Consider the following 22,178-nt stretch of genomic DNA (forward strand, 5'->3'; position numbering starts at 1 on the left):
ATACGACACAGAAAGGAACATCCATTTGAACGAACAGGAAGAAAAAAAAGAAACGGTCATTCTGGTCGGCTGCCAGCTTCCGCACGTGACCGACGAGCACTTTGACCATTCGATGGACGAGCTTGCTTCATTGACAAAAACGGCTGACGGAACGGTGCTGACCCGGATTACGCAAAAACGGAACAGAGCGGATGCCGCTACATATATAGGCAAGGGGAAAGTAGACGAGCTGAAGGCGCTGTGTGAAGAGCTTGAAGCGGATCTGGTCATTTTTAATGATGAACTGTCACCGAGTCAGCTTAAATCACTCGCCACGGCAATTGAAGCGAAAATCATCGACCGCACGCAGCTTATTTTGGATATTTTCGCAAAAAGGGCGAAGACGAGGGAAGGAAAGCTTCAGATCGAATTAGCCCAGCTACAATACGCACTGCCGCGTCTGAGCGGACAAGGAATCAATCTCTCCAGACAAGGCGGCGGAATCGGGACGAGAGGGCCCGGTGAGACAAAGCTTGAAACAGACCGGCGCCACATTAGAAACCGCATACACGAAATTAACGTACAGCTGTCAACGGTTATCCGCCACAGAAGCCGTTACCGGGAGAGACGCAAGAAAAATGGCGTGCTTCAGGCGGCGCTTGTCGGGTATACCAATGCCGGGAAATCAACGTGGTTTAATAAATTAACAAGCTCAGACAGCTATGAAGAAGATCTGCTGTTTGCAACACTTGATCCGATGACGAGAAAGATGGCGCTCCCGAGCGGCTACAGCGTCCTGCTGTCTGATACGGTCGGCTTTATTCAAGATCTCCCGACCACGCTGATTGCCGCTTTCCGTTCAACGCTTGAGGAAGTGAAGGAAGCGGACTTGATCATTCATGTCATTGATTCTTCCAATGAAGATTATGCCGGGCATGAACAGACTGTTCTCGGCCTGTTAAAAGAGCTTGAGGCAGATGATATTCCGGTGTTGACCGCTTATAACAAACGGGATGAAACATTTCCTGACTTCATTCCGACAGCAGGGGAAGGCCACATTATGATCAGCGCTAGAATCGCCGGGGATGAAGCGAAACTAAAAGCGGAAATCGAAGCTTATTTACGCCGGGAGCTGATGACGGCGTATGAAGTTCATGTGCCTGCGGCTGAAGGCAAATTGATGTCACGCATCAAATCAGAGACTATGATCGACGGCCTTTATTTTAATGAAGAAAATGAGCGATACGAAGTCTCGGGGTACGTACAAGAAGAACAAAGCATACTTGGAGAACTGAAGAAATTCATGTAAGGAAGGTATACACAACATGTTTGAGACACTGACACACGGCGCTCTTTTACAAAAAACCGCCGAAGAAACAGAAGCGGAAATCGCCGCCGTTCATAAAAAAATAGAAGAGATCAGTGAACGGAATGAATGGAGAGTTTTGCAAAGCTACAGAAAGCATAAAGTAAGCGATACGCATTTTACGCCTTCAACCGGGTACGGCTATGATGACATCGGCCGAGATACACTGGAAGAGATCTATGCTGATGTGTTCGGAGGAGAGGCTGGGCTGGTGAGGCCGCAAATCATTTCCGGGACGCACGCGATTTCAATCGCGCTGTTCGGTGTGCTGAGACCCGGAGACGAATTGCTTTATATAACAGGCAAGCCTTACGATACACTTGAAGAAATCGTCGGGGTGAGAGGCGGGGAGTACTCAGGCTCGCTTAAGGAATTTCAAATCGGGTATAATGCAGTCGATTTAACCTCAGAAGGCAAGGTTGACTTCGAAGCGGTCCGGGCTGCAATCCGTCCGAATACGAAAGTGATCGGTATTCAGCGTTCAAAAGGATATGCGAATCGTCCGTCCTTCAGAATAAATGAAATTGAAGAAATGATTCGTTTCGTAAAGGAAATCAAAGAAGATGTCATTGTTTTTGTGGACAATTGCTACGGAGAATTTGCGGAAGAGCGGGAACCTTGCCACGTCGGTGCGGATCTTATGGCCGGCTCCTTAATTAAAAACCCGGGCGGCGGCCTTGCCAAGACGGGCGGCTATCTTGTAGGAAAAGCCAAGTGGATTGAAGCCTGCTCTTACCGGATGACCTCACCGGGAATCGGAAGTGAAGCCGGCGCCTCGCTTTATTCATTGCAGGAAATGTATCAAGGTTTCTTTCTTGCTCCGCATGTAGTGGCGCAAAGCTTGAAGGGAGCGGTATTTACCGCCCGTTTTCTCGAAAAGCTGGGCTTTACGTCAAACCCGGCCTGGAATACGCCGAGAACGGATCTGATCCAATCAGTTGAGTTTCAGGACCCTGATAAGATGATCGCTTTTTGCCAGGCGATACAATATGCTTCTCCGATTAATGCGCATGTGACGCCGTATCCGAGCTATATGCCGGGATATGAAGACGATGTCATCATGGCAGCGGGCACTTTCGTACAGGGAGCAAGCATTGAATTATCAGCAGATGGCCCTATCAGACCGCCTTACGTTGCTTATGTCCAAGGGGGATTAACTTATGCGCACGTGAAAAATGCGATTTGCAGCGCCGTAAATGCTTTAATGGAGAAAGGGCTGATCTAATTCGTTTGCAATTTTCAAAGAATTAGATGTTAAGTTTCCTTACATTGTGTTGACACAAAATATAACATCACCTATAATGAGACTAAGATAAGAAAAGGGGGAAATTGAGATGAGTGATAATATTCGCCGCTCAATGCCTTTATTTCCGATTGGGATTGTCATGCAGTTAACAGAACTGTCTGCCCGGCAAATTCGATATTATGAGGAAAATGGACTGATATTTCCAGCGAGAAGCGAAGGGAATAGACGATTATTTTCATTCCATGATGTAGATAAACTGTTAGAAATCAAAAATTTGATTGAACAAGGCGTCAATATGGCTGGTATCAAACAAATTCTGGATAAGGCATCTGCCGAACCGGAAGAAAAATCCAAAACGGCCAAACCGATGAAGCATGATCTGTCTGATGATGAACTCAGAAAGCTTTTGAAAAACGAACTGATGCAGGCAGGCCGTTTCCAGCGGGGGAATACTTTCCGCCAAGGTGACATGTCCCGATTCTTTCATTAATCCGTTAGCAACTGTTTTGCTATATACATTTACCTTTTAGAGGAGGAGTTTTACGAAATGGCAAAGTACACAAGAGAAGACATCGTAAAATTAGTAAATGAGGAAAACGTAAAGTATATCCGCCTTCAGTTCACAGACATTCTCGGAACGATTAAAAACGTAGAAATTCCTGTGAGCCAGCTTGAAAAAGCACTTGATAATAAATGTATGTTTGACGGTTCTTCCATCGAAGGATTTGTCCGCATCGAAGAGTCTGATATGTACTTATATCCTGATCTGAACACATTTGTCATCTTCCCGTGGACGGCTGAAAAAGGTAAAGTAGCACGCTTCATCTGTGATATCTATAATCCGGACGGCACGCCGTTCGAAGGTGATCCGCGTAACAACCTCAAACGGATTCTGAAAGAAATGAAAGAACTCGGATTCAGCGATTTCAATCTTGGACCTGAGCCTGAATTCTTCCTGTTTAAATTAGACGAAAAAGGCGAACCGACGCTTGAATTGAATGATAAAGGCGGATACTTCGACCTCGCTCCGACCGACTTGGGAGAAAACTGCCGCCGCGATATCGTGCTTGAACTTGAAGAAATGGGCTTTGAAATCGAAGCATCTCACCATGAAGTTGCTCCGGGTCAGCACGAAATCGATTTTAAATATGCCGGTGCCATCCGTTCTTGTGACGACATCCAAACTTTCAAACTGGTTGTCAAAACGATTGCCCGCAAACACGGTCTGCATGCGACATTCATGCCAAAACCGCTGTTCGGCGTAAACGGATCCGGTATGCACTGTAATCTATCACTCTTTAAAGAGGGCGTTAACGCATTCTTTGATAAAGACGCTGATCTTCAGCTGAGTGAAACAGCAAAACACTTCATTGCCGGTATTGTAAAACACGCGACAAGCTTTACAGCTGTCACAAACCCGACAGTGAACTCTTACAAACGCCTTGTTCCGGGCTATGAAGCACCTTGTTACGTGGCATGGAGCGCGCAAAACAGAAGCCCGCTGATCCGTATCCCGGCTTCCCGCGGCATCAGCACGCGTGTTGAAGTCCGCAGCGTAGACCCGGCGGCAAACCCGTACTTGGCGTTAAGCGTATTGCTTGCAGCAGGTCTTGACGGAATCAAAAACAAACTTGAAGCGCCGGCTCCGATTGACCGCAACATCTACGTTATGAGCAAAGAAGAGCGCATGGAAAACGGAATCGTAGATCTTCCGGCGACACTGGCGGAAGCTCTCGATGAATTCAAATCAAACGAAGTTATGGTTGCAGCTCTCGGCGAGCACCTGTTCGAACACTTCATCGAAGCAAAAGAAATCGAATGGGATATGTTCCGCACACAGGTTCATCCGTGGGAGCGCGAACAGTATATGTCTCAATATTAATCTCTCAATCCCTTGGCACTATTGGTGTCAGGGGATTTTTTGATTTGGTCATAAGGGGTAGTTGGAGGGTTGGTGGTCAACTTGTCCACTATTTGACCACCAAAAATACTAAAAAAATTAAGACAAAAGAGAGTTCATATATTCTTCATAACCGTCAACTGACGAATTTTCAAGTTTCTCTGAGATATGAGAATACACGTCAGAAGTGATGGTTATATTTTTATGCCCAAGTCTTTCTTGTACAAACTTCATTGTTGCACCAGATTCAAGAAGAAGAACAGCGTGAGTATGTCTTAAACCATGTATAGGCATTTTATTAAGCCCAGACTTTTTAAGAATTCGATTAAGTGCATTGAAGAGGGTGGATTTCGGTAATGGTTTGCCGTCCTCTCTGCAAAAAACAAGGTCTAATTCATGCTCATATACTTCATTAAAAACTATTCTATTATCATTTAAATATTTCATATGAGCTGTTAATTCCTTCGCCAAAGAATTGCTTATTTTAATACGTCTCTCGGATTCATAAGTTTTTGTTTCTCCGAATCTTTCTTCGCCTTCTTTAACTTGAAAGTCTAAAGATTTGTTAATATGGATGTAATTATTCTTTAAATCAATATCCTTTCTTTGTAATGCAGCAGCTTCCCCCTTACGCATTCCAGTTTCAAGTAGAGTTTTAAAGAAAATGTAGTAAAGGTAGTTATCCTGTCTTGCAATTTTGAGGAAGAAGGAGATGTCGTCTGAGTTAATGTACGCCAGTTTTTCTTTTTTCTTAGGTATCTTTGGGATAGTTACCCCTTCACAAGGATTCTCCTCGAGTTTCTTTAATGGTTTTACAGCAGTAGATAAAGCATTAAACATTGTCCCGTGAATGATCTCGATCGTTCTCTTACTGTACCCTTGTTCTGCTAAATGATTGATGAATTTTTGGTATCTCAAAGGCTTGATATCCTTAAGCTTAATATCCTTAAAATAGGGCAAGATCTTTGTTTTAACATTACGTTCATGAAGGATATATGTGTTTTTCCTAACAGTTCCTTGTTTATATTCAGTGAGCCAATCTTTAAGATAGTGTTTTAAAAGAACGTCACCTCCATTGATTTCTAAATCGCTATTCAGCCTCAGTTCTTCTTGTCTTGCTGCTAGTTGTGCTTCTTTTTTTGTTTTAAATCCGCCTTTAGAGACCTCAATTTGTTCATGAGTCAAAGGGTCTTTATGCTTTATTCTGTATTGCCAGGTACTACCTCTTTTTCTGAAACTGGCCATCTTTACTCCACCTTTCTTAAATTAACATATCCCATTTTAGCACTTAGTTTTTCGGGGGACAATCAAAAATTTCAGATAATTGAAAGTTAACGTTATCAAAAAATACTATAAGTTTGTGTTTATTTTCTGCTCTTGATATAAGATAATTGAAATTGTGGTGAATTATGGAGTGGGGGCAAACTTAAAATTTTATGGTCAAATGGATTTAAACATTCTCGTATAAATTATAGTGTAGTCATAAGGGGCTGTAACATATGAAAAAGAAGAAAATGATTATTTTTTTCGGGATTGTTGCTATAGCAATAATAGCATTGTCTATAACAATTCCAATGTACATAAACAGGCTAGATACAACCAATTTAGATGCTATAGCTACTAAAGTAAAAGAAAACAAAAAAATAAACAAACACTTTGATTCAGTATGGTTGCGTAAAGTAAAGGATACTAAAAATCAATTTGATTTATCTTTAAAAGCTAAACCAGCATTTACTACTTTATCCGACAAAGAAAAATTGCTTTTGGCTGGAAAGGTGATGGGAGTTGTACAAGAGAATTCCCATTTAAACGAAATTAAATGTGGAAGGAATAAAACATGTTCTATTAATGAGATTTTTATTTTGCCGAGCGATGAAGACGATAAGACGTCCAGTTATGAAGTTAAATATAGTCCATTAAATCATCCAGAAGAGAACGTTTTAATCGTAAGTGAATACCAAAATGATGACCCTAATTCTCATATGCTTGAAACAAGAGAAGTGAAGTACCAAGAAGACGGGGACGAAGGTGTAGACACTCTAGACGAAGATTATCAGGAGAAGACAATTGCTATTGGCATGACCAAGCATGAAGTTATCCAACTTAAAGACTGGGGTAGGCCTAAGTCTATTCATAAGACAACGACAGCATCAGGGATAAATGAACAATGGGTTTACGGTATTAGCAGATACCTATATTTCGATAATGGAGTATTAACAACAATACAAGAATAAAATTATTAGCCCTTCAATCCAAACATTAAATAAAATCCTCATTTTAACGAAATATTTTAGATCAACTTGCTTATTAATCTAATTTAAAGTATCCTAATTGATGTATCATAGGGGGTTTAATCAGCCACTATAGACCACAGAGTCCCTCACACGCTCTGTGGTTTTTTGTTTAGATTGGAATATACCCAAATGAAAAAAGAAGCCTCAGAGGGCTTCAAATTGATTAATTCTTCTCACATGCAAAGTTGTCATTATCCCGATCCATCTTAGATGTATAAGCAGGGTGAGTGCTTGGTACTCCATGCGGATATTTCTTTCTCAGCTCTGTGCAGTTTGCAAAGTGTTCTGTTCCTCCAGTAGAAGGGGAGGCTTGTGTAGAGTTAGAAGAGCTACTTGATGCTGAACTACTTGAATGGGAACTGTTTGAGTTCGATTTATGTGTCTCAGATTGATGTGCTGTAACTGACTTTTGAGCCGGCTTAGACACACTTACTGATTTCTTCGGTTTCGTTACGCAACCATTAAATCCCTTATCAGTTGCATAACCATTCTTACTCCAAATCTTCAAGTCCTTATCTTTAGCAGCTTGCTCATCTTTCTTATACGTGCCTAAATACTTCGTGTTAGGCTCATACACATAAGCTACTCGTGCTAATCCTTCTTTAAGCAGTGTTTCTTGTACTGATTTGCCATCTACATAAACGTAAGCCAACATTCTGCCATACTTATCTGTGCGATCTCCTTTATCAAACTCCAGTTGAAGTTTTCCCTTGTTAACCAGCTGTTTATTTCTTGTTGAAGCATCCTCACCATATGGTTGTACGCAAGAGTTTGGCTTTTTAGTTTCAGGAGTGTCAACAAGTAAATAACGAACAGTTTTGACTTCGCCTTTATAGTTAACTTTAATCGTATCCCCATCAACTGTTCTGTTAAGTGTTACATCGACCAGCTTTTTCTTTTTGTCAGACGCCTTTTTATCCGACGAATCCTTCTTTGAAGCATTTTCGGCTTTTTCATTTTTGTCATTTGATTGAGTGTCTGCCTTTGTCTCTTTTGCATCCTTTTCTTCTTGCTCTGTTGTTTTAGCTTGATCTGAATCTGTTTTATCTGTAGAAGCAGAATCAGATCCACACGCAGCTAAAGAAAAGCTTAGAGATAGTGCGCCAATACCTAACAGCCATTTCTTCAATGTAATTCCCCCAATTTGTTTGTTCTGTCTCTATATCGGACAAACCTTCCTAATTATAAATATAAAACCAAAGATTGTAAATTTGATTTTGTCATTTTAAAACACTCAAATAAAGTTGTGTGGTAAAATTTAGTGGCCTAAACCTTAGAGGAGGGAAAGTTATATGGAAGAAGGGAAGTTAATTCAAATGACTCTTAATGGAATAAAGGAAGCTGTTTCTAAATACGGAACATTCCCTATGTTTCATCATGGAGGGTATGTCATGGAAGATGCTACTTTTCATTTCAAAGATCCTGCTAGTCCTCAAGAAATTAGCGATATAGAACAGAAGCTAGGTGTTACCTTCCCTAATGACTATAAAGAGTTTTTGTTACAGCACAATGGGATGGAAATGTTTGATGGGATTGAAATACTTAGCTTAGAGGGGATCATTGAATATAATGAGGTTCAAGATTTCCCAGAGGGATACGTTTTAATTGGATATCATTTTGATGGAAGATATGTCATAGACACAAACAAATCAAAAAATGGATTAGGTTATATGCTATATCTAGACTCAATTGATGATATTGAAGATGCGATTAACTTAGATTCGAATTTTGAAATATGGTTTGATATGTTAGTGTCTTCTAATGGAACGAAATATTGGGAAGTGAATCCGAATATCCGAGAGTATTATAAACTGGTTTCAGAATAAAAAGACTCCGCATAGGAGTCTTCATCTACATTCATCTACAATTTTACTTCTTTTTTGTATAAGAAGCCCACCATGGATTTACTTCTTTCCTGTGAAAATTCACATCGATAGGAATTAAATTGCTTGTCTAATTTCCTCCACCGTACTCTCTAGGTAGTTGATGATGAATCTCAAATTTTACCCAAGTTTTTTTGCCGTATTTTTTATCATACCAGTTCCTATATGCTTTGCGTTCTGTAGTTCCCCATTTTACTCTTTTATCGCTAGGCACCCATTTAATAAATGCATTAGATGGAGCTAATATATTTAATCCTGATTGCTTATCTGTGTAATTGGAGGGGAAAAACATTCCCTTCATATTCGTTAAGTATAATCCTTCAGTCCAGGATATCGTTCTAACAGTTGGTTTTTTCCCTGCCCAAGTAGCAATTGCGCCGCCAGTATACTTCCAAAATGTTGTTTTGTTTACATTAATAAATTGATGAACTTCCGATCCCTTTTTCACTTGAGTCCCTACAAAGGTCTTTCTAATAGTATGGGGGCAAGTAAACTGTTTGTTATAATAGCCACTCTTGCATAAACCCTGATGTACTTCTGCTGACGCAGGAGGAATTCCTACTATTTTTGAAATTTCAACTCCGTGCATCACTTTATTAACTTTTCCACCTAAAAAAGTGTGACTGAAATAGATAATACTTTTTGCTTTTTTCTCAACAGTTTTCCGCTGGTTTTCAGAGGTGACTTGTCCAGAAGATGTCTGATTACCATCTTTGTCATAAGCTATATAAGTTTGGTATGAACTTTCAACATCCATTCCGTGTTCCTTAGCGATTTTTTGCAGCTTACTTTCTGATCCGGCTAATTCTCTTTTAGATGAATCGGTGTTTTGCGGTTTTTCATTTACTGTTGAGATACGTTTGTTAAGGTCAATGCCAGTTGCATTATTGTCAGTGATTTCTTTGTTTGCCGTTGCCTTTACATCATGGAGGGGATAGCAAGAGAATAATAAAGAGAGAGCTATTACAACTAACCAAATGCTTTTTGACACATACTTCATAATGGTTTTACACTCCTTTTTCTTCTGTTTAAACCTGTTATGAGTATCTGAGGTGTAAATAAATAATATATTTTACAATTAATACCTCCTTCCGTGAGGATAGTATCACCTTTTCCATTTTTTATCAACTGAATTAAGCCTATTTTAAGATTTTGTTAAAGTACAAATCTCCTAAGAAAGAGACCTTCAACAAAACGAAGAAGCTCTCCTTACATGTAATTTAATGTGGTAAAATTTAGATAAGATTGAGTGGGAAGGAGACGGATATGAAAGTATTTGAAGCATCCTCGTTAATTTCAGCAGCTGAAAAACGAGCAAAACAATACGATCAGATTAGAGAACAATTTATCAATCTCAGAAAAGCATTTCAGGGAATGGCTGATCTAGATGACAGTGAGTTTTCGGGCAAAGGTGCTGATAACATCAAAGCATTCTTTCAAGATCACGCTAGTGTCACAGACAGCTGGCTTGATCTGATCGATATGAAAATTGCGTTTCTAAACAGTATCTCAGGAAAAGTAGCTGATGCAGGATTAGTCGATTCGTTTGTGGAAGAGTCATTTTTAGAACATGAGTTGATTCATGCGAAGAATAAATCAAAAGCCATCATGCAAGAGCAGCGGAATGAAATGAGGGATATTCTTAATGAGATAAGCGATATTGTTCATCTTGAGGTTTTCTCGACAGAGGATGTCGAACAAAAGCTGGAGTCAGCAGATAAAAAAAGGAACGATACCATACATAAACTCGGCAAGCTTGATCACGATCTAACGAAAGAATACGCAGAAACCGAAGCGAACGAACAGTTCATCCAAGCTGACTTCCAGCAGCTTCAAAACGCCACGGGCAAAGGAAAAAGCGCCACGCCGCTTCACTACAACGCCAAGGCATACCGAGAAAGCGACATCCATAAGAAGAAAGGCGATATCGCAAGACATTCGGATGCTTATTTGACGATTAAGAAGGAAGAAGCGAAAGAGCGGGAAATCAAGGATTTGAAGAAAAAGCTCGCTGACGGTGTGACCGATCCGGATGAATATTTGGAAATTGCAAATAAGATCGGCTATGAAAACCTTGAACCTTCTCAGCAGCAATATGTCATTCAGCTTGAACAAGCAAAACAGCTGGAAGAAGCCGGAGAAGTGACTTGGGATATATTAAAAGGAGCCGGCGTTGGTTTATATGATGTCGGGAAAGACACGGTAGCCGGTCTGTGGGACTTCATAACCGATCCGGGAGAAACCTTGTCAGCACTGGGGAATGCAGTACTTCATCCTGTTAAAACATATGATGCTGTTTCATCAGCAATCGAGGAATCGTATCAAAAAGATATGGTGAACGGAGATGCTTACTCCAGATCAAGATGGGTGACATATGCAATTGGTTCAGCAGCTGTGGCTGTTGTCGGAACGAAAGGTGCAGGAGCCGTTAACAAAGCTGATGCGGCGGGGAAGGTCATAAACAAGGCAGGACAGGCAGGGAAGAAAATTAAAGACGTTAAACTTCCAGAACTGCTTCCTTATAACTCTAAATATGATCTTGCTCTGTCGGGTGATGTACCATACAATGTGGTTGACAGCCAAAACCTTAAAAATCAACTTTTGACCAATGCAAAGAAATTAGATGAAACAAGAAAGCCATTTACAGGTCAGAAAGTAGATGTCCCTTGGTTAAATAAAGAAAAATATGAAGCATACGAAATAGACGGTAAGGTAAAAGTTAAAGGAGAGCCTAGAGATGTAAGCCGTAGGGTATATACAATGAAAGATATTGATCTTAATCAAAAAAATCGTAAAGGCCTTACGAATCTTCAACTTATGAAAAATGGTAATGCTCCGTTTGCTAAAGATGGCACGCAAATAAATTTACATCACTTAATTCAAGAAGAGCCTGGCACTATGCTAGAGATACCTGAAAGCTGGCATAATAAGTACAGTGATGTTTTGCATGGATTAAAAGGGAATGGACAGAGTTTTAGAAATGATCCTGTGCTTGATAAACAATATAAAAGTTTCAGAAGAAGGTATTGGAGATGGAGAGCTCAGCAATTTGAGAATCAAGAATAAGAGGTGAAAGTTTAATGGATTATTCGAAAATAAAAACTTTCTTTGATGAAAATAAAGAAAATTCAATTCTCACGGGAGGAGTCACTGGAGATCAAATTAGAGAAATAGAAGAGTATCTCAATGTAACGCTTCCAGACAGTTATAAATGGTTTTTAACTGAGTATGGTTCAGGGGGAGCATACGGAACAATGATACTCGGATATGACTCTCACGGTGCTGAAGTTGTTGAACAGACCAATGAATATAAAAAATATTATAACCTTTCCGATGGTCTTGTAGTGATCGAATATGTAGATGAATTTTCTTATTGTCTTGACACTAACAAGATGAAAGGTGGAGAATGCCCAGTCATTCTTTGGGATAACCAAGAGGGATATGGTAAACAAGTTGGTAGCACATTCCTAGAGTTTTTAATAGAGGAACTAGAAGAAGCTAAAGACGACTGGATTGAGGATGAAGACTGGGACGATTAAGCAAAAGTATTGCACTTGTGTAATGGATGAATAAGAGACCGCAGGATTAAAATCTATAAATAATGGTTTTATCCATAAAACAAATGTTTTGCAAATTATTTCAATGGTTTCATTTAATGTGTTATAATCAAACTGTAAAATACAGATTGGTTACAGTGTATTTCTTTAATAAGAAATGCATAAAATAAAAAGACCAGGGTGCTACCAACACCCCGGTTCTGTACAAAAAGCTGCCCATCAAAGGGCTTGCTCAGCGGTTATTCGTGATAGACCTGTCCCTTCAGGATTCCAGTCTCAAGGGAGGTCTATTTTTTATTTATATACGTCAACAGGGCGATTATAAACGACCCGAATGCAAGCATTAACATTAATGCCTGAAATGTTGACATAAGCATCACCCCCTTTCGTAGGGGATGAGCAAGACTCCCTTGAGTGAGCAAACTTAATGTACAGGAATCATTATACACTAATTCCAAATATATGTCTGTGATTGTAGGAAACAGATTACCAAGCTGAATCAGTCAATTGAAAATCAAAGTTTGATGGTTAAGACAATATCATGTAACCTTTATTGTATAAGTGCTTCTAGGCTCTTATAATTTTAAATTGTTGAAATTAACTAAAGGAGAATCTGGCGTTGGAATTTACTTTAGCTAAACAGGTTTTAAAGTTTTCATTAACAAGTGGCAAAAGAGCAGAAATAAATGTGCCACCAGTGCTCAATAAACAAGACATTAAGATATTAAAAAGCCAATTAAGTGTTATGGAGATGCAAACAAAAATATCTAATGAAGATATGAAAAGAAAAAGGATCAGAAAAACCAAAATAAGCAGGATATAAAAATAGCCTGTCATTTGCGTGAACCGAAAGGAAAACAATGCTTTATGCCGGAGTTTTAAGTGTGAAAATAAATAACTATGTCCCTCCTTACAAGCATACATTGTGATATGTAAGGGGGGATTTTTCTTGCCTAGATACCGGAGCACTCTTCGCAAGAGAGGGCCTTTGCCTTTTCGGTATGTGCTTCTTCTGTCGTTTGCTTTTTTTATTATATCGACGGTCATCAGCCTTTGGATGATCAATTCCTCAATCAAACCGGTGCTGATGAACATCGGGGAAATGGAAACGAAACGGGTGGCGACTGAAGTCATTACGGAATCCATTGAAGAATACATGTCTCACACAGATAATGTGAAAGATATGGTCGATATGAAAACGGATGAAAACGGAAAAGTCACAACGATGGATTTTAATACACAAATGGTCAACAGCATGAAGGCGAAAGTGACAAAGCAGCTTCAGGCTCACCTGAAGGAAGCGGAGTCGAACAATAAGCAGCAGGAAACAGAAAAAGGCGCTAAAACGGCCGATGAAATTATGATTGATATTCCCTTAGGGCAGGTCACGGGAAACAGCATTCTCGGAAATCTGGGGCCGAAAATCCCGGTGCGCTTTAACCTGATCGGCGATGCGTTAACTGATGTGAAAACAAAAATAAAACCGTACGGCATCAACAATGCCCTGATTGATATCAGTATTTTTGTGGAAATTAAAATGAAGGTCATTATTCCGTTTGCCAGTAAAACGTCGGTCGTAACGAATAATATTCCGGTCTCCATTAAAGCCATTCAAGGAGAGGTGCCGCAGTTTTATAACGGAAGCGGCGGATCAGGCGTGACGCCTTCCGTTCAGCTGCCGAATGAAAAAAAGGAGAAAAACAAATAAAGACACACAGCCGCATTTTCTTCTGGCGGCTGTTTTTACTTTTTCCTGCGGATTTCTTGAAACTGAACTCAAGTATCGACTAGAGCAGCCCATAAAGCTTAGTGGATACTTGCTGAATAGTCATTTCCAACAATTACATCGAACTATTGTTCTTATTTATATTGAATAAAGAACATTTGTTCTGTTAATATTAGATCAATAAAGGAGTGATTCAAAATGCTTAGAGATCGAGGGGCGATCAAATGGACTTCCATGATGCTTCCAGAACATTTAACGCAATTAAAACAGGACTTGTTAGATGTTTCGAAAATGGAGAAGCCATCTTTAGATGAGCAACAAATTGAGGAGATTGACATCCTGGTTTCAGAAGCAATTGCGCTGAATAGAGAACTGAAGTTTAAGCTCTTTAAAGAAGGGGTTGCTGAGGATTTAATCGGTACAGTTCAATATCTCAATTACGAACAACACAAATTACACTTAAAAGATCATCACGATCAAACCGTATACATCACCATGAATGACATCATAGGAGTTGCTTACAATGATTGATTACTCACAATTTCCACGTAAAAATATACTTTGTGTAGATATGAAATCCTTTTATGCTTCTGTTTCAGCTGTAACAATGGGATTGAATCCGATGACATGCTATCTTGCTGTAGTCGGAAACACAGATAGACAGGGAAGTGTTGTTTTAGCAGCATCTCCTGCACTTAAAAAAGATTATGGAATCAAGACTGGTTCCCGGTTATTTGAGATTCCAGATGATCCAAGAATTCACATAGTAAACCCGCAAATGAAACTTTTCATCAGAGTTTCAACTGAAATCACTAAATTGTTTTACAGGTTCGTTCCTGAAACATGTGTGCACACGTACTCAATTGATGAATCTTTTTTAGATGCAGGAAAAGAAAATCCTGAAGTCATGGCAGAAGCAATTCAGAGCAGTATGAAGAGAGAGTTCGGCTTAGTTTGTACTGTTGGTATTGGTGACAATATGCTACTGAGTAAGTTAGCTCTTGATTTAGAGAGCAAGAAAACAAAGACTGGGATTGCACGGTGGAGATATGAAGATGTTCCTAAAAAGCTTTGGTGTGTTCATCCGTTATCTGAAATGTGGGGAATAGGAGGGAGGATGGAAAGGAATTTAAACCGGATGGGGATTTCAACTGTTGGCCAATTAGCTAAATATCCATTAGAGCTGCTTGAAAAGCGCTTCGGCATTATGGGCAATCAGCTTTATTATCATGCACATGGAATCGACCTTTCTGAAATTGGAGCTCCTTTGATGCAAGGGCAAATAAGCTACGGGAAAAGTCAAATCTTACTTAGAGACTATACGAAGAAAGAGGATATCAAGGTGGTTCTCTTGGAGATTTGTGAAGAGGTTGCACGAAGAGCACGAACACATAACAAAGTAGGGCGCACAATTAGCTTAGGAATCGGTTACAGTAAAGATGAGTTCGGCGGTGGCTTTCACAGAGCTAAAACAATTGATTTACCTACAAATATCACAATGGATATTTATCGATATTGCTTGATGCTTTTTGATAAATTCTATACAGGCAAAACGGTACGAAGTGTTTCAGTTACCTTATCCAATATTGAAGACGATATAAATCAACAATTGAGCCTGTTTGAAAAGGATAATGAAAAAAGGAGAAAGCTTGGATTTGTTATGGATGGAATAAGAAATAAATACGGATCTAAAGCGATCTTACGAGCTGTTTCTTATACACCTGGAGGAACAGCATTATATAGAGCTGGTTTGACAGGTGGACATAAAAATTAATATTTTTTTGTATTTTTTTATTGTAAATAAAGAGAAGATAATGTAAAATAAAACCGTAAACTAAATTGTTAGAATATTATATATAATACAATGGTTGTTTAGAAAGGAATGTATTACTTTGGAAGGTTTATATCAACTGAAAGTTCATAGCCGTATACATAAGTTGCAGAATAATATAGCAATTGGTTCAATGCCGCCTCATGCACTAATCATTGAAGATGCTCCGGAATATTTGTCTAATGTCCTTAGATTTTTTTCTTCAAAAAAAACAATTAAAGAAGCAGAAGTATATCTTTCGGATAATACAAATCTTTCATCAAATGAAATTAATTTACTTTTAGGTGATTTGATTGAAAATGAAATCATTGTCAAACAGAATTATGACTCAAATAATAGATATTCTCGACATAGCTTGTACTATGAAATGATTGATGCTAATGCAGAAAATGCTCAAAAAATTTTAGCTGAAAAAACTGTCGGCCTAGTTGGTATGGGAGGCATAGGATCTAATGTAGCGATGAATTTGGCTGCAGCAGGTGTAGGAAAGTTGATTTTTTCAGATGGAGATACTATAGAATTATCAAATTTAACAAGACAGTATCTTTATAAAGAAGACCAAGTGGGGCTATCGAAAGTTGAGTCAGCAAAAGAACAACTTCAACTACTTAATTCTGAGGTTGAGTTAATCCCCGTTTGTGAGTCTATATCTGGAGAAGAATTGTTTGATAATCATTTTAGTGAATGTGATTTTGTTGTTTTGTCCGCTGATTCTCCTTTCTTTGTTCATGAATGGATTAACAATGCTGCATTGAAATATGGGTTTAGTTATAGCAACGCTGGCTATATAGAAACTTATGGTGCAATAGGGCCTTTAGTTATACCTGGTGAAACGGCTTGTTACGAGTGTTATAAAGACAAAGGAGATCTTTATCTCTATTCCGATAACAAAGAAGAATTCTCTGTTAATTTAAACGAAAGTTTCCAAGCTCCTAGCTATGGCCCTCTAAACGCAATGGTATCTTCAATACAAGCTAATGAGGTCATTCGGCATCTTTTAGGGTTAAAAACAAAGACAAGTGGAAAAAGGCTTCTAATTAATTCGGAAATCTATAAAATACACGAAGAAAATTTCGAGAAAAAAAATAACTGTTTATGTTCTGATATAAAAGGTGAAAAGTTGTCAAAAAACACTTTAAATTCAGATAAAGAATTACATGAGGTATATATCGAAGAACGGGAGAGCGATTCTTTTAATTCTATATTGCTAGATAAAACTATGAGTAAATTGGTGAAAATAAATAAAGAGGAAACTAAAATACTTGATATTGGATGTGCCACTGGCGAACAAGCTTTGTACTTTGCAAACAAAGGCGCAAAAGTCACAGCAGTTGATATATCAGATGATATGTTAAAGGTTCTTGATAAGAAAGCAAGTAATATAAACGCAGGATCAATTAAGACAATGCGAGGTAATATTGAATCCATAGAGGTTAACGATACATTTAATTACATTGTTTGCAATAATATCCTTGACTATTTGCCTGAAATAGATAGAACTTTAAGGAAATTGAATATGTTTCTAAAAAATGATGGAACATTAATAGTTACTATTCCCCACCCTGTTAAGGATGGCGGAGGTTGGAGAAAGGATTATTATAACGGCAAATGGAATTATGAAGAGTTTATTTTGAAAGATTACTTTAATGAAGGCTTAATAGAAAAATCAAGGGAAGATAAGAATGGTGAAACAGTTATAAAGTCAATTAAAACTTACCATCGGACAACAGAAACGTATTTCAATTCTTTTACCGATGCGGGTTTTAAAGTTGTGTCTCTTTTAGAGCCACAACCATTAAGCACAGTTAGTGAAACACATCCTATACTCTTTGAAAAATGTTCGCGAATTCCTTATTTCCAAGTTTTTGTTTTAAAAAAGGAAGATAGACATGCCATCTGATTCAATATATATACATAAAAATTCTGTTGAGGATTTCACTTTTAATAGTGAGGTAAGCAATGTATTTGATGATATGGTCAGTCGTAGTGTTCCTTTATACTTTGAAACTCAAAATCTAATAGTTGATTTTATTGTTGATAGCATTATCAATGATGATAGTATATATGATTTAGGTTGTTCTACAGGGACGACATTAATATTACTAAGAAAAAAATTAGCAGAAAACAAAAAGAAAAATCCGGTTATAGGAATAGATCTTTCAGAATCTATGCTTGAAAAAGCAGAAGAAAAAATAAAGAAACTCGATTTACAAAATATAGAATTAATACATGGTGACATTACTAATAATTTGAATTTTGAAAACTCGGGGTGTTTTATCCTAAACTTAGTTTTACAATTCATCAGACCAATTAATCGACAAAATATTTTAAATAATATATTTAGCAACCTTAAGAGGGATGGAATTTTGGTTTTATATGAGAAATTTATCGAAAATTCTTCATTTTTCAACCGCAGGTATATAGATATGTATTATAACTTCAAAGCCCAAAATAACTATTCGAAAATAGAAATATCTAAAAAGAGAGAAGAATTAGAAAATGTTTTAATTCCATACACAGTTAATGAAAATATCGATATGCTTGAAAAAGCGGGTTTTAAAGAAGTTTCATTAGTATTTAAGTATTTAAATTTCGGTGTAATTTTCGCAAAAAAATGATAATTAAAAACTTGAAAGGGGGTGAGAAAGATGTTAAAAATTCGTAAAGTGAAAATTGTTAGAGCTCAAAACGGTCATTACACAAACTAATCTTGTCAGTATAGAAGGGGGTTTTCTAAAAACCTCCTTCTATTACATATTTTGCCTAAAGGGGGATATTAATGGATAAGATAAGTAACTCTATTTGGAGGAATCCTCGCTTTACTACATATGCAAGCGGTACACTATTTAATTCATTAGGTAATGCATGGTTTGATCTTGCTTTACCATTATTAATATACAGTTTAACTAAGTCGTTGTCTTTAATGGGTGTTTTAACGGTTATAGTGCAATTGCCCAAAATTTTGTTAGGCCCCTTTATTGGAGCAATGGTTGATCGACTAAATCCTAAAAAGGTGATTTTTTCTTCTTATATACTACAAGCACTTTTAGCAATCCTAATTGTTTGTTTTTATTACATGGGGATGCTGAATGCTTGGTTGTTGCTTATACTAGGTTTTTTAATTAAATCCATTGATTTATTTGCAAGGTCATCAAATTTTGTATTGATTCCAGTACTTTATCCAAATCAAAAAATAGAGGCTAATGCAGGGTTTACAACGGTTTGGACATCCTCAATGTTAACAGGACCTGTTTTAGGTGGACTATTATTAACTTTTCTTGCTCCAATTGACTTAGTTTTATTAGATGCTATCACATTTGGAATAATGATGTTTTTTTTGTACTTGGTTAGAATACCAAACAAAAAAATTAAAATGCCCGATAAAACCTTTTTTCAGGATGTTGCTCAGGGATTAAAAATATCCTTTAAAACTAGAACATTACGGATTTTTTCTCTATCTGTGTTTCTGATTACTTTTGCAGTCGCTCCAGTAACAACTATTGTAATCTATTACTTAAAAGCTTCTCTCCACTTCACAGATTCTCAGATAGGTTTTATTACTGCTACAGCTGGTTTCGGTATGTTTTCAGCTACTCTTTTGTTTAGAATTCTAAAAAAATTAAAATTGGGATTTATAATTAATTTAGCATATTCCGTAATATGTATAGGGTTATTTATATTATTAATGCCTGGGTGGTTTCTAATACCCATAGGATTGTTCTGCATGAGTTGTGGCTCTACTATGTATGCTATTTGTCGAGCTACGTTTGTTCAAAAGCATTGTCCAACTGAATATCTAGCAAGAGTAAATTCCACGTTTCAAATGATTGAGCAAACAGCTAATCCTCTGAGCATGTCTTTGATGGTTACAATTGTAGGAATTTATAATATTAGGGTTGCTATTTTTATTTTATTATTGATGGGAATCATATCTTTAATAATCTCATTAACATCTAAATTAAAGTCAGTTGAGTCTAATAACCAAGTTTATACTGAGGGATAATTTCACTTTTACTTGGAGGGTATTATGATTTAGCAGGTTTAAATTAGCGTGGATTGTTAGAGAAAATAATGAAATCAGATTTGTGATGGGGGAGGAGAGTCCATTATTTAACACAATCTAGCAATACAAGAACAATGTATCAGAATGACGGAGAAATTTGGTGATCGACTGCTTGACATCACAAAGAACCGTGTTCTGGAAGGGTTTACATTACCTAAAATCTTATGGGTGAAGGAACATGAGCCTGAACTCTTTAAAAAAGCTGCTGTTTTTTTGCTTCCGAAAGACTATGTGAGATTCCGCATGACTGGAGTCATTCACACCGAATACTCCGATGCGGCAGGAACTTTGCTTTTACATATTACCCGCAAGGAGTGGAGTGATGAGATTTGCAAACAATTTGGTATTTCAGCGGATATTTGTCCCCCGCTCGTTGAATCCCATGATTGTGTGGGATCACTGCTTCCGAACGTTGCAGCGGAGACCGGGCTGTCGGATAAAACAAAAGTGTACGCTGGGGGAGCAGATAATGCTTGCGGTGCTGTTGGAGCCGGTATCCTTTCTCCCGGAAAAACATTATGCAGTATTGGGACGTCAGGGGTCATACTTTCCTGTGAAGAAGACAAAGGAAGAGACTTTAGAGGGAAAGTGCACTTTTTTAATCATGGAAAAAAAGATTCTTTTTATACGATGGGAGTCACGCTCGCTGCAGGATACAGCTTGGACTGGTTTAAAAGAACGTTTGCACCAAACGAATCGTTTGAGCAATTACTGCAGGGGGTGGAATCTATTCCGATAGGAGCAAATGGACTGCTGTACACTCCTTATTTGGTTGGTGAGAGAACGCCGCATGCTGATTCATCCATTCGGGGAAGCTTGATTGGAATGGATGGAGCCCATACAAGAGAGCATTTTTTGAGGGCAGTAATGGAAGGCATCACATTCTCTTTACATGAATCAATTGAGCTGTTCCGTGAAGCGGGAAAATCAGTTGATACTGTTGTTTCTATCGGCGGGGGAGCTAAAAATGAAACGTGGCTTCAAATGCAAGCAGATATTTTCAATGCGCGGGTGATTAAGTTAGAAAGTGAACAAGGTCCAGCCATGGGGGCTGCTATGCTGGGTGCCTTTGGAAGCGGGTGGTTTGAATCCCTTGAAGAATGTGCAGAGCAATTCATTCGTGAGGCAGCTGCATTTTATCCGAAAGAACAAAATGTTCAAAAATATAAAACACTATTCGATTTGTATAAGAAAATTTATACTCACACAAAGGATCTCAATACAGCTTTGCAGAGCTTTCGAAAAAACTAATGATAAGTGTGGTTCGTAATGGGCTGTGAAAACTTTTCTGACATACCTACAGCTGCAACACAGATAAGTTGGTGTTAATAAGATTGAAAGCGGCTTCAAAAAATCATTGAATGCAACTCTATTTCCTATACATTAACCGATCTGGCTGCCTTCTTTTGAAAGGTGGTGAGGATAAACAAAACATGACGGTAAGACCTGAATACAATCTGATCAAACGGGAGGAATGCCAAATGAAACAAAAAAGAATGAAGTTTTTATTAGCAGTTTTATTTAGTCTGGCGCTGACATTACCTGCATGGTCCGCACAGGCGGCAACTACAATCACCTCAAATCAGACTGGCACACAAGATGGCTATGACTATGAATTGTGGAAGGACTCTGGGAATACCAGTATGACGCTTAATAGCGGCGGTGCGTTCAGTGCCCAGTGGAGTAACATTGGGAATGCTTTATTCCGAAAAGGCAAGAAATTCGATTCAACGAAGACTCACTCACAACTTGGAAACATATCAATCAATTACAACGCAACCTTCAATCCCGGGGGGAATTCCTATCTGTGTGTTTATGGATGGACGAAAGATCCGCTCACAGAATATTATATCGTCGATAATTGGGGCACCTACAGACCGACTGGAACGCCGAAGGGAACTTTTACTGTTGACGGGGGCACATATGACATTTATGAAACCACTCGAATCAACCAACCTTCCATTATAGGTATCGCCACCTTTAAACAGTATTGGAGTGTCCGGCAGACAAAACGAACGAGCGGAACCGTATCTGTCAGCGAACATTTCAAGAAGTGGGAAAGCTTAGGGATGCCAATGGGTAAGATGTATGAAACCGCGCTTACGGTAGAAGGATATCAAAGCAATGGCAGTGCTAATGTAACTGCAAATGTACTGACTATTAGCGGAAAATCCTTTTAGGTTCTGATTCAAATTCTGATGTGGTATCAGTCTAAACGTACGATGAAATCGGAAGGTATGATATTTTTGTAAACCTTTTCGCGTTCTTTCCCTGGATGAGATCGCTTTGGGATATAGCGGGAAACTAAGAAAGAACCTGGCCAATTAGGCCAG

At 38.4% G+C, this 22,178-nt stretch carries 20 protein-coding genes and 1 pseudogene; 17 read left to right on the forward strand and 4 right to left on the reverse strand.

Annotated elements, in window-relative coordinates:
- The first annotated feature begins 25 nt into the window (after positions 1–25).
- The 4 genes from hflX (at position 26) to glnA (ending at position 4,473) form a co-directional block, all read left to right on the forward strand.
- Positions 26–1,288 (forward strand): GTPase HflX, encoded by a 1,263-nt coding sequence (gene hflX / locus BAMF_RS29710; protein ID WP_013352360.1) that lies wholly within the window; start codon positions 26–28, stop codon positions 1,286–1,288.
- Between the two features lie 16 nt (positions 1,289–1,304).
- Positions 1,305–2,570 (forward strand): methionine gamma-lyase family protein, encoded by a 1,266-nt coding sequence (locus BAMF_RS29715; RefSeq protein WP_013352361.1) that lies wholly within the window; start codon positions 1,305–1,307, stop codon positions 2,568–2,570.
- A gap of 109 nt (positions 2,571–2,679) precedes the next feature.
- Positions 2,680–3,081 (forward strand): MerR family transcriptional regulator, encoded by a 402-nt coding sequence (locus tag BAMF_RS29720; protein ID WP_013352362.1) that lies wholly within the window; start codon positions 2,680–2,682, stop codon positions 3,079–3,081.
- Positions 3,082–3,138: 57 nt separating this feature from the next.
- Positions 3,139–4,473, forward strand: a complete 1,335-nt coding sequence (gene glnA, locus BAMF_RS29725) for a type I glutamate--ammonia ligase (protein ID WP_013352363.1) — start codon at positions 3,139–3,141, stop codon at positions 4,471–4,473.
- A gap of 117 nt (positions 4,474–4,590) precedes the next feature.
- Here glnA and BAMF_RS29730 read toward each other — a convergent pair whose 3' ends face one another.
- Positions 4,591–5,736, reverse strand: coding sequence for a site-specific integrase (locus tag BAMF_RS29730; protein ID WP_013352364.1), 1,146 nt, complete (start codon positions 5,734–5,736; stop codon positions 4,591–4,593).
- 254 nt (positions 5,737–5,990) lie between these two features.
- Here BAMF_RS29730 and BAMF_RS29735 point away from each other — a divergent pair, with 254 nt between their 5' ends.
- Positions 5,991–6,725, forward strand: coding sequence for a hypothetical protein (locus BAMF_RS29735; protein ID WP_013352365.1), 735 nt, complete (start codon positions 5,991–5,993; stop codon positions 6,723–6,725).
- A gap of 223 nt (positions 6,726–6,948) precedes the next feature.
- Here BAMF_RS29735 and BAMF_RS29740 read toward each other — a convergent pair whose 3' ends face one another.
- A complete protein-coding gene (locus BAMF_RS29740) occupies positions 6,949–7,914 on the reverse strand; it encodes a thermonuclease family protein (protein WP_013352366.1) in 966 nt (321 codons plus the stop codon).
- A gap of 262 nt (positions 7,915–8,176) precedes the next feature.
- Here BAMF_RS29740 and BAMF_RS29745 point away from each other — a divergent pair, with 262 nt between their 5' ends.
- Positions 8,177–8,611 carry an SMI1/KNR4 family protein gene (locus BAMF_RS29745; protein ID WP_076982859.1) on the forward strand — a complete coding sequence of 145 codons (435 nt, stop codon included), beginning with the start codon at positions 8,177–8,179 and terminating at the stop codon, positions 8,609–8,611.
- A 127-nt stretch (positions 8,612–8,738) separates the two neighbouring features.
- Here the strand turns inward: BAMF_RS29745 and BAMF_RS29750 are convergent, their stop codons facing one another.
- On the reverse strand, positions 8,739–9,668 hold the full coding sequence (locus tag BAMF_RS29750; protein WP_013352368.1) for a hypothetical protein: 930 nt from the start codon (positions 9,666–9,668) through the stop codon (positions 8,739–8,741).
- A 266-nt stretch (positions 9,669–9,934) separates the two neighbouring features.
- Between BAMF_RS29750 and BAMF_RS29755 the strand changes: the two genes are divergently transcribed.
- Positions 9,935–11,734, forward strand: a complete 1,800-nt coding sequence (locus BAMF_RS29755) for a T7SS effector LXG polymorphic toxin (RefSeq protein ID WP_013352369.1) — start codon at positions 9,935–9,937, stop codon at positions 11,732–11,734.
- 14 nt (positions 11,735–11,748) lie between these two features.
- Positions 11,749–12,207 (forward strand): SMI1/KNR4 family protein, encoded by a 459-nt coding sequence (locus tag BAMF_RS29760; RefSeq protein WP_013352370.1) that lies wholly within the window; start codon positions 11,749–11,751, stop codon positions 12,205–12,207.
- 305 nt (positions 12,208–12,512) lie between these two features.
- Here the strand turns inward: BAMF_RS29760 and BAMF_RS40735 are convergent, their stop codons facing one another.
- Positions 12,513–12,602 carry a putative holin-like toxin gene (locus BAMF_RS40735; protein ID WP_076982784.1) on the reverse strand — a complete coding sequence of 30 codons (90 nt, stop codon included), beginning with the start codon at positions 12,600–12,602 and terminating at the stop codon, positions 12,513–12,515.
- Between the two features lie 242 nt (positions 12,603–12,844).
- On the opposite strand from BAMF_RS40735, the gene BAMF_RS29765 reads away from it, so the two are divergent.
- From BAMF_RS29765 to BAMF_RS29805, 9 genes and pseudogenes are all read left to right on the forward strand, one after another.
- Positions 12,845–13,048, forward strand: coding sequence for a hypothetical protein (locus tag BAMF_RS29765; protein WP_021493638.1), 204 nt, complete (start codon positions 12,845–12,847; stop codon positions 13,046–13,048).
- Between the two features lie 126 nt (positions 13,049–13,174).
- On the forward strand, positions 13,175–13,933 hold the full coding sequence (yunB, locus tag BAMF_RS29770; protein WP_013352371.1) for a sporulation protein YunB: 759 nt from the start codon (positions 13,175–13,177) through the stop codon (positions 13,931–13,933).
- Positions 13,934–14,149: 216 nt separating this feature from the next.
- On the forward strand, positions 14,150–14,482 hold the full coding sequence (locus BAMF_RS29775; RefSeq protein ID WP_013352372.1) for a YolD-like family protein: 333 nt from the start codon (positions 14,150–14,152) through the stop codon (positions 14,480–14,482).
- Positions 14,475–15,725: a Y-family DNA polymerase gene (locus tag BAMF_RS29780; RefSeq protein WP_013352373.1), complete on the forward strand. Its 1,251-nt coding sequence runs from the start codon at positions 14,475–14,477 to the stop codon at positions 15,723–15,725. Before BAMF_RS29775 ends, BAMF_RS29780 begins: the two co-directional genes overlap by 8 nt.
- A gap of 118 nt (positions 15,726–15,843) precedes the next feature.
- Entirely contained in the window at positions 15,844–17,682 is a 1,839-nt protein-coding gene (locus BAMF_RS40475) for a ThiF family adenylyltransferase (protein ID WP_013352374.1), read from the forward strand.
- Positions 17,672–18,400: a carboxy-S-adenosyl-L-methionine synthase CmoA gene (gene cmoA, locus BAMF_RS29790; protein WP_013352375.1), complete on the forward strand. Its 729-nt coding sequence runs from the start codon at positions 17,672–17,674 to the stop codon at positions 18,398–18,400. The genes BAMF_RS40475 and cmoA overlap by 11 nt, the downstream gene beginning before the upstream one ends.
- 161 nt (positions 18,401–18,561) lie before the next feature.
- Complete coding sequence (locus BAMF_RS29795) at positions 18,562–19,785, forward strand: MFS transporter (RefSeq protein WP_013352376.1); 1,224 nt, start codon at positions 18,562–18,564, stop codon at positions 19,783–19,785.
- Between the two features lie 132 nt (positions 19,786–19,917).
- Positions 19,918–21,096: pseudogene (xylB, locus tag BAMF_RS29800) on the forward strand (xylulokinase); the annotation flags it as partial.
- A 230-nt stretch (positions 21,097–21,326) separates the two neighbouring features.
- Positions 21,327–22,025, forward strand: coding sequence for a glycoside hydrolase family 11 protein (locus tag BAMF_RS29805; protein ID WP_014470364.1), 699 nt, complete (start codon positions 21,327–21,329; stop codon positions 22,023–22,025).
- Positions 22,026–22,178: the final 153 nt, after the last annotated feature.

The sequence above is a fragment of the Bacillus amyloliquefaciens DSM 7 = ATCC 23350 genome (genome assembly GCF_000196735.1).
In the GTDB taxonomy this organism is placed as follows: domain Bacteria; phylum Bacillota; class Bacilli; order Bacillales; family Bacillaceae; genus Bacillus; species Bacillus amyloliquefaciens.

What these genes read in the sequence shown, in the direction of transcription:
- BAMF_RS29745 (WP_076982859.1), top strand. Translation starts at nt 8,177, where the DNA reads ATGGAAGATGCTACTTTTCATTTCAAAGATCCTGCTAGTCCTCAAGAA.
- BAMF_RS29715 (WP_013352361.1), top strand. Translation starts at nt 1,305, where the DNA reads ATGTTTGAGACACTGACACACGGCGCTCTTTTACAAAAAACCGCCGAA.
- BAMF_RS29805 (WP_014470364.1), top strand. Translation starts at nt 21,327, where the DNA reads ATGAAACAAAAAAGAATGAAGTTTTTATTAGCAGTTTTATTTAGTCTG.
- BAMF_RS29730 (WP_013352364.1), bottom strand. Translation starts at nt 5,736, where the DNA reads ATGGCCAGTTTCAGAAAAAGAGGTAGTACCTGGCAATACAGAATAAAG.
- glnA (WP_013352363.1), top strand. Translation starts at nt 3,139, where the DNA reads ATGGCAAAGTACACAAGAGAAGACATCGTAAAATTAGTAAATGAGGAA.
- BAMF_RS29720 (WP_013352362.1), top strand. Translation starts at nt 2,680, where the DNA reads ATGAGTGATAATATTCGCCGCTCAATGCCTTTATTTCCGATTGGGATT.
- BAMF_RS29735 (WP_013352365.1), top strand. Translation starts at nt 5,991, where the DNA reads ATGAAAAAGAAGAAAATGATTATTTTTTTCGGGATTGTTGCTATAGCA.
- BAMF_RS29755 (WP_013352369.1), top strand. Translation starts at nt 9,935, where the DNA reads ATGAAAGTATTTGAAGCATCCTCGTTAATTTCAGCAGCTGAAAAACGA.
- BAMF_RS40735 (WP_076982784.1), bottom strand. Translation starts at nt 12,602, where the DNA reads ATGCTTATGTCAACATTTCAGGCATTAATGTTAATGCTTGCATTCGGG.
- BAMF_RS29750 (WP_013352368.1), bottom strand. Translation starts at nt 9,668, where the DNA reads ATGAAGTATGTGTCAAAAAGCATTTGGTTAGTTGTAATAGCTCTCTCT.
- BAMF_RS29760 (WP_013352370.1), top strand. Translation starts at nt 11,749, where the DNA reads ATGGATTATTCGAAAATAAAAACTTTCTTTGATGAAAATAAAGAAAAT.
- BAMF_RS29780 (WP_013352373.1), top strand. Translation starts at nt 14,475, where the DNA reads ATGATTGATTACTCACAATTTCCACGTAAAAATATACTTTGTGTAGAT.
- BAMF_RS29795 (WP_013352376.1), top strand. Translation starts at nt 18,562, where the DNA reads ATGGATAAGATAAGTAACTCTATTTGGAGGAATCCTCGCTTTACTACA.
- cmoA (WP_013352375.1), top strand. Translation starts at nt 17,672, where the DNA reads ATGCCATCTGATTCAATATATATACATAAAAATTCTGTTGAGGATTTC.
- BAMF_RS29775 (WP_013352372.1), top strand. Translation starts at nt 14,150, where the DNA reads ATGCTTAGAGATCGAGGGGCGATCAAATGGACTTCCATGATGCTTCCA.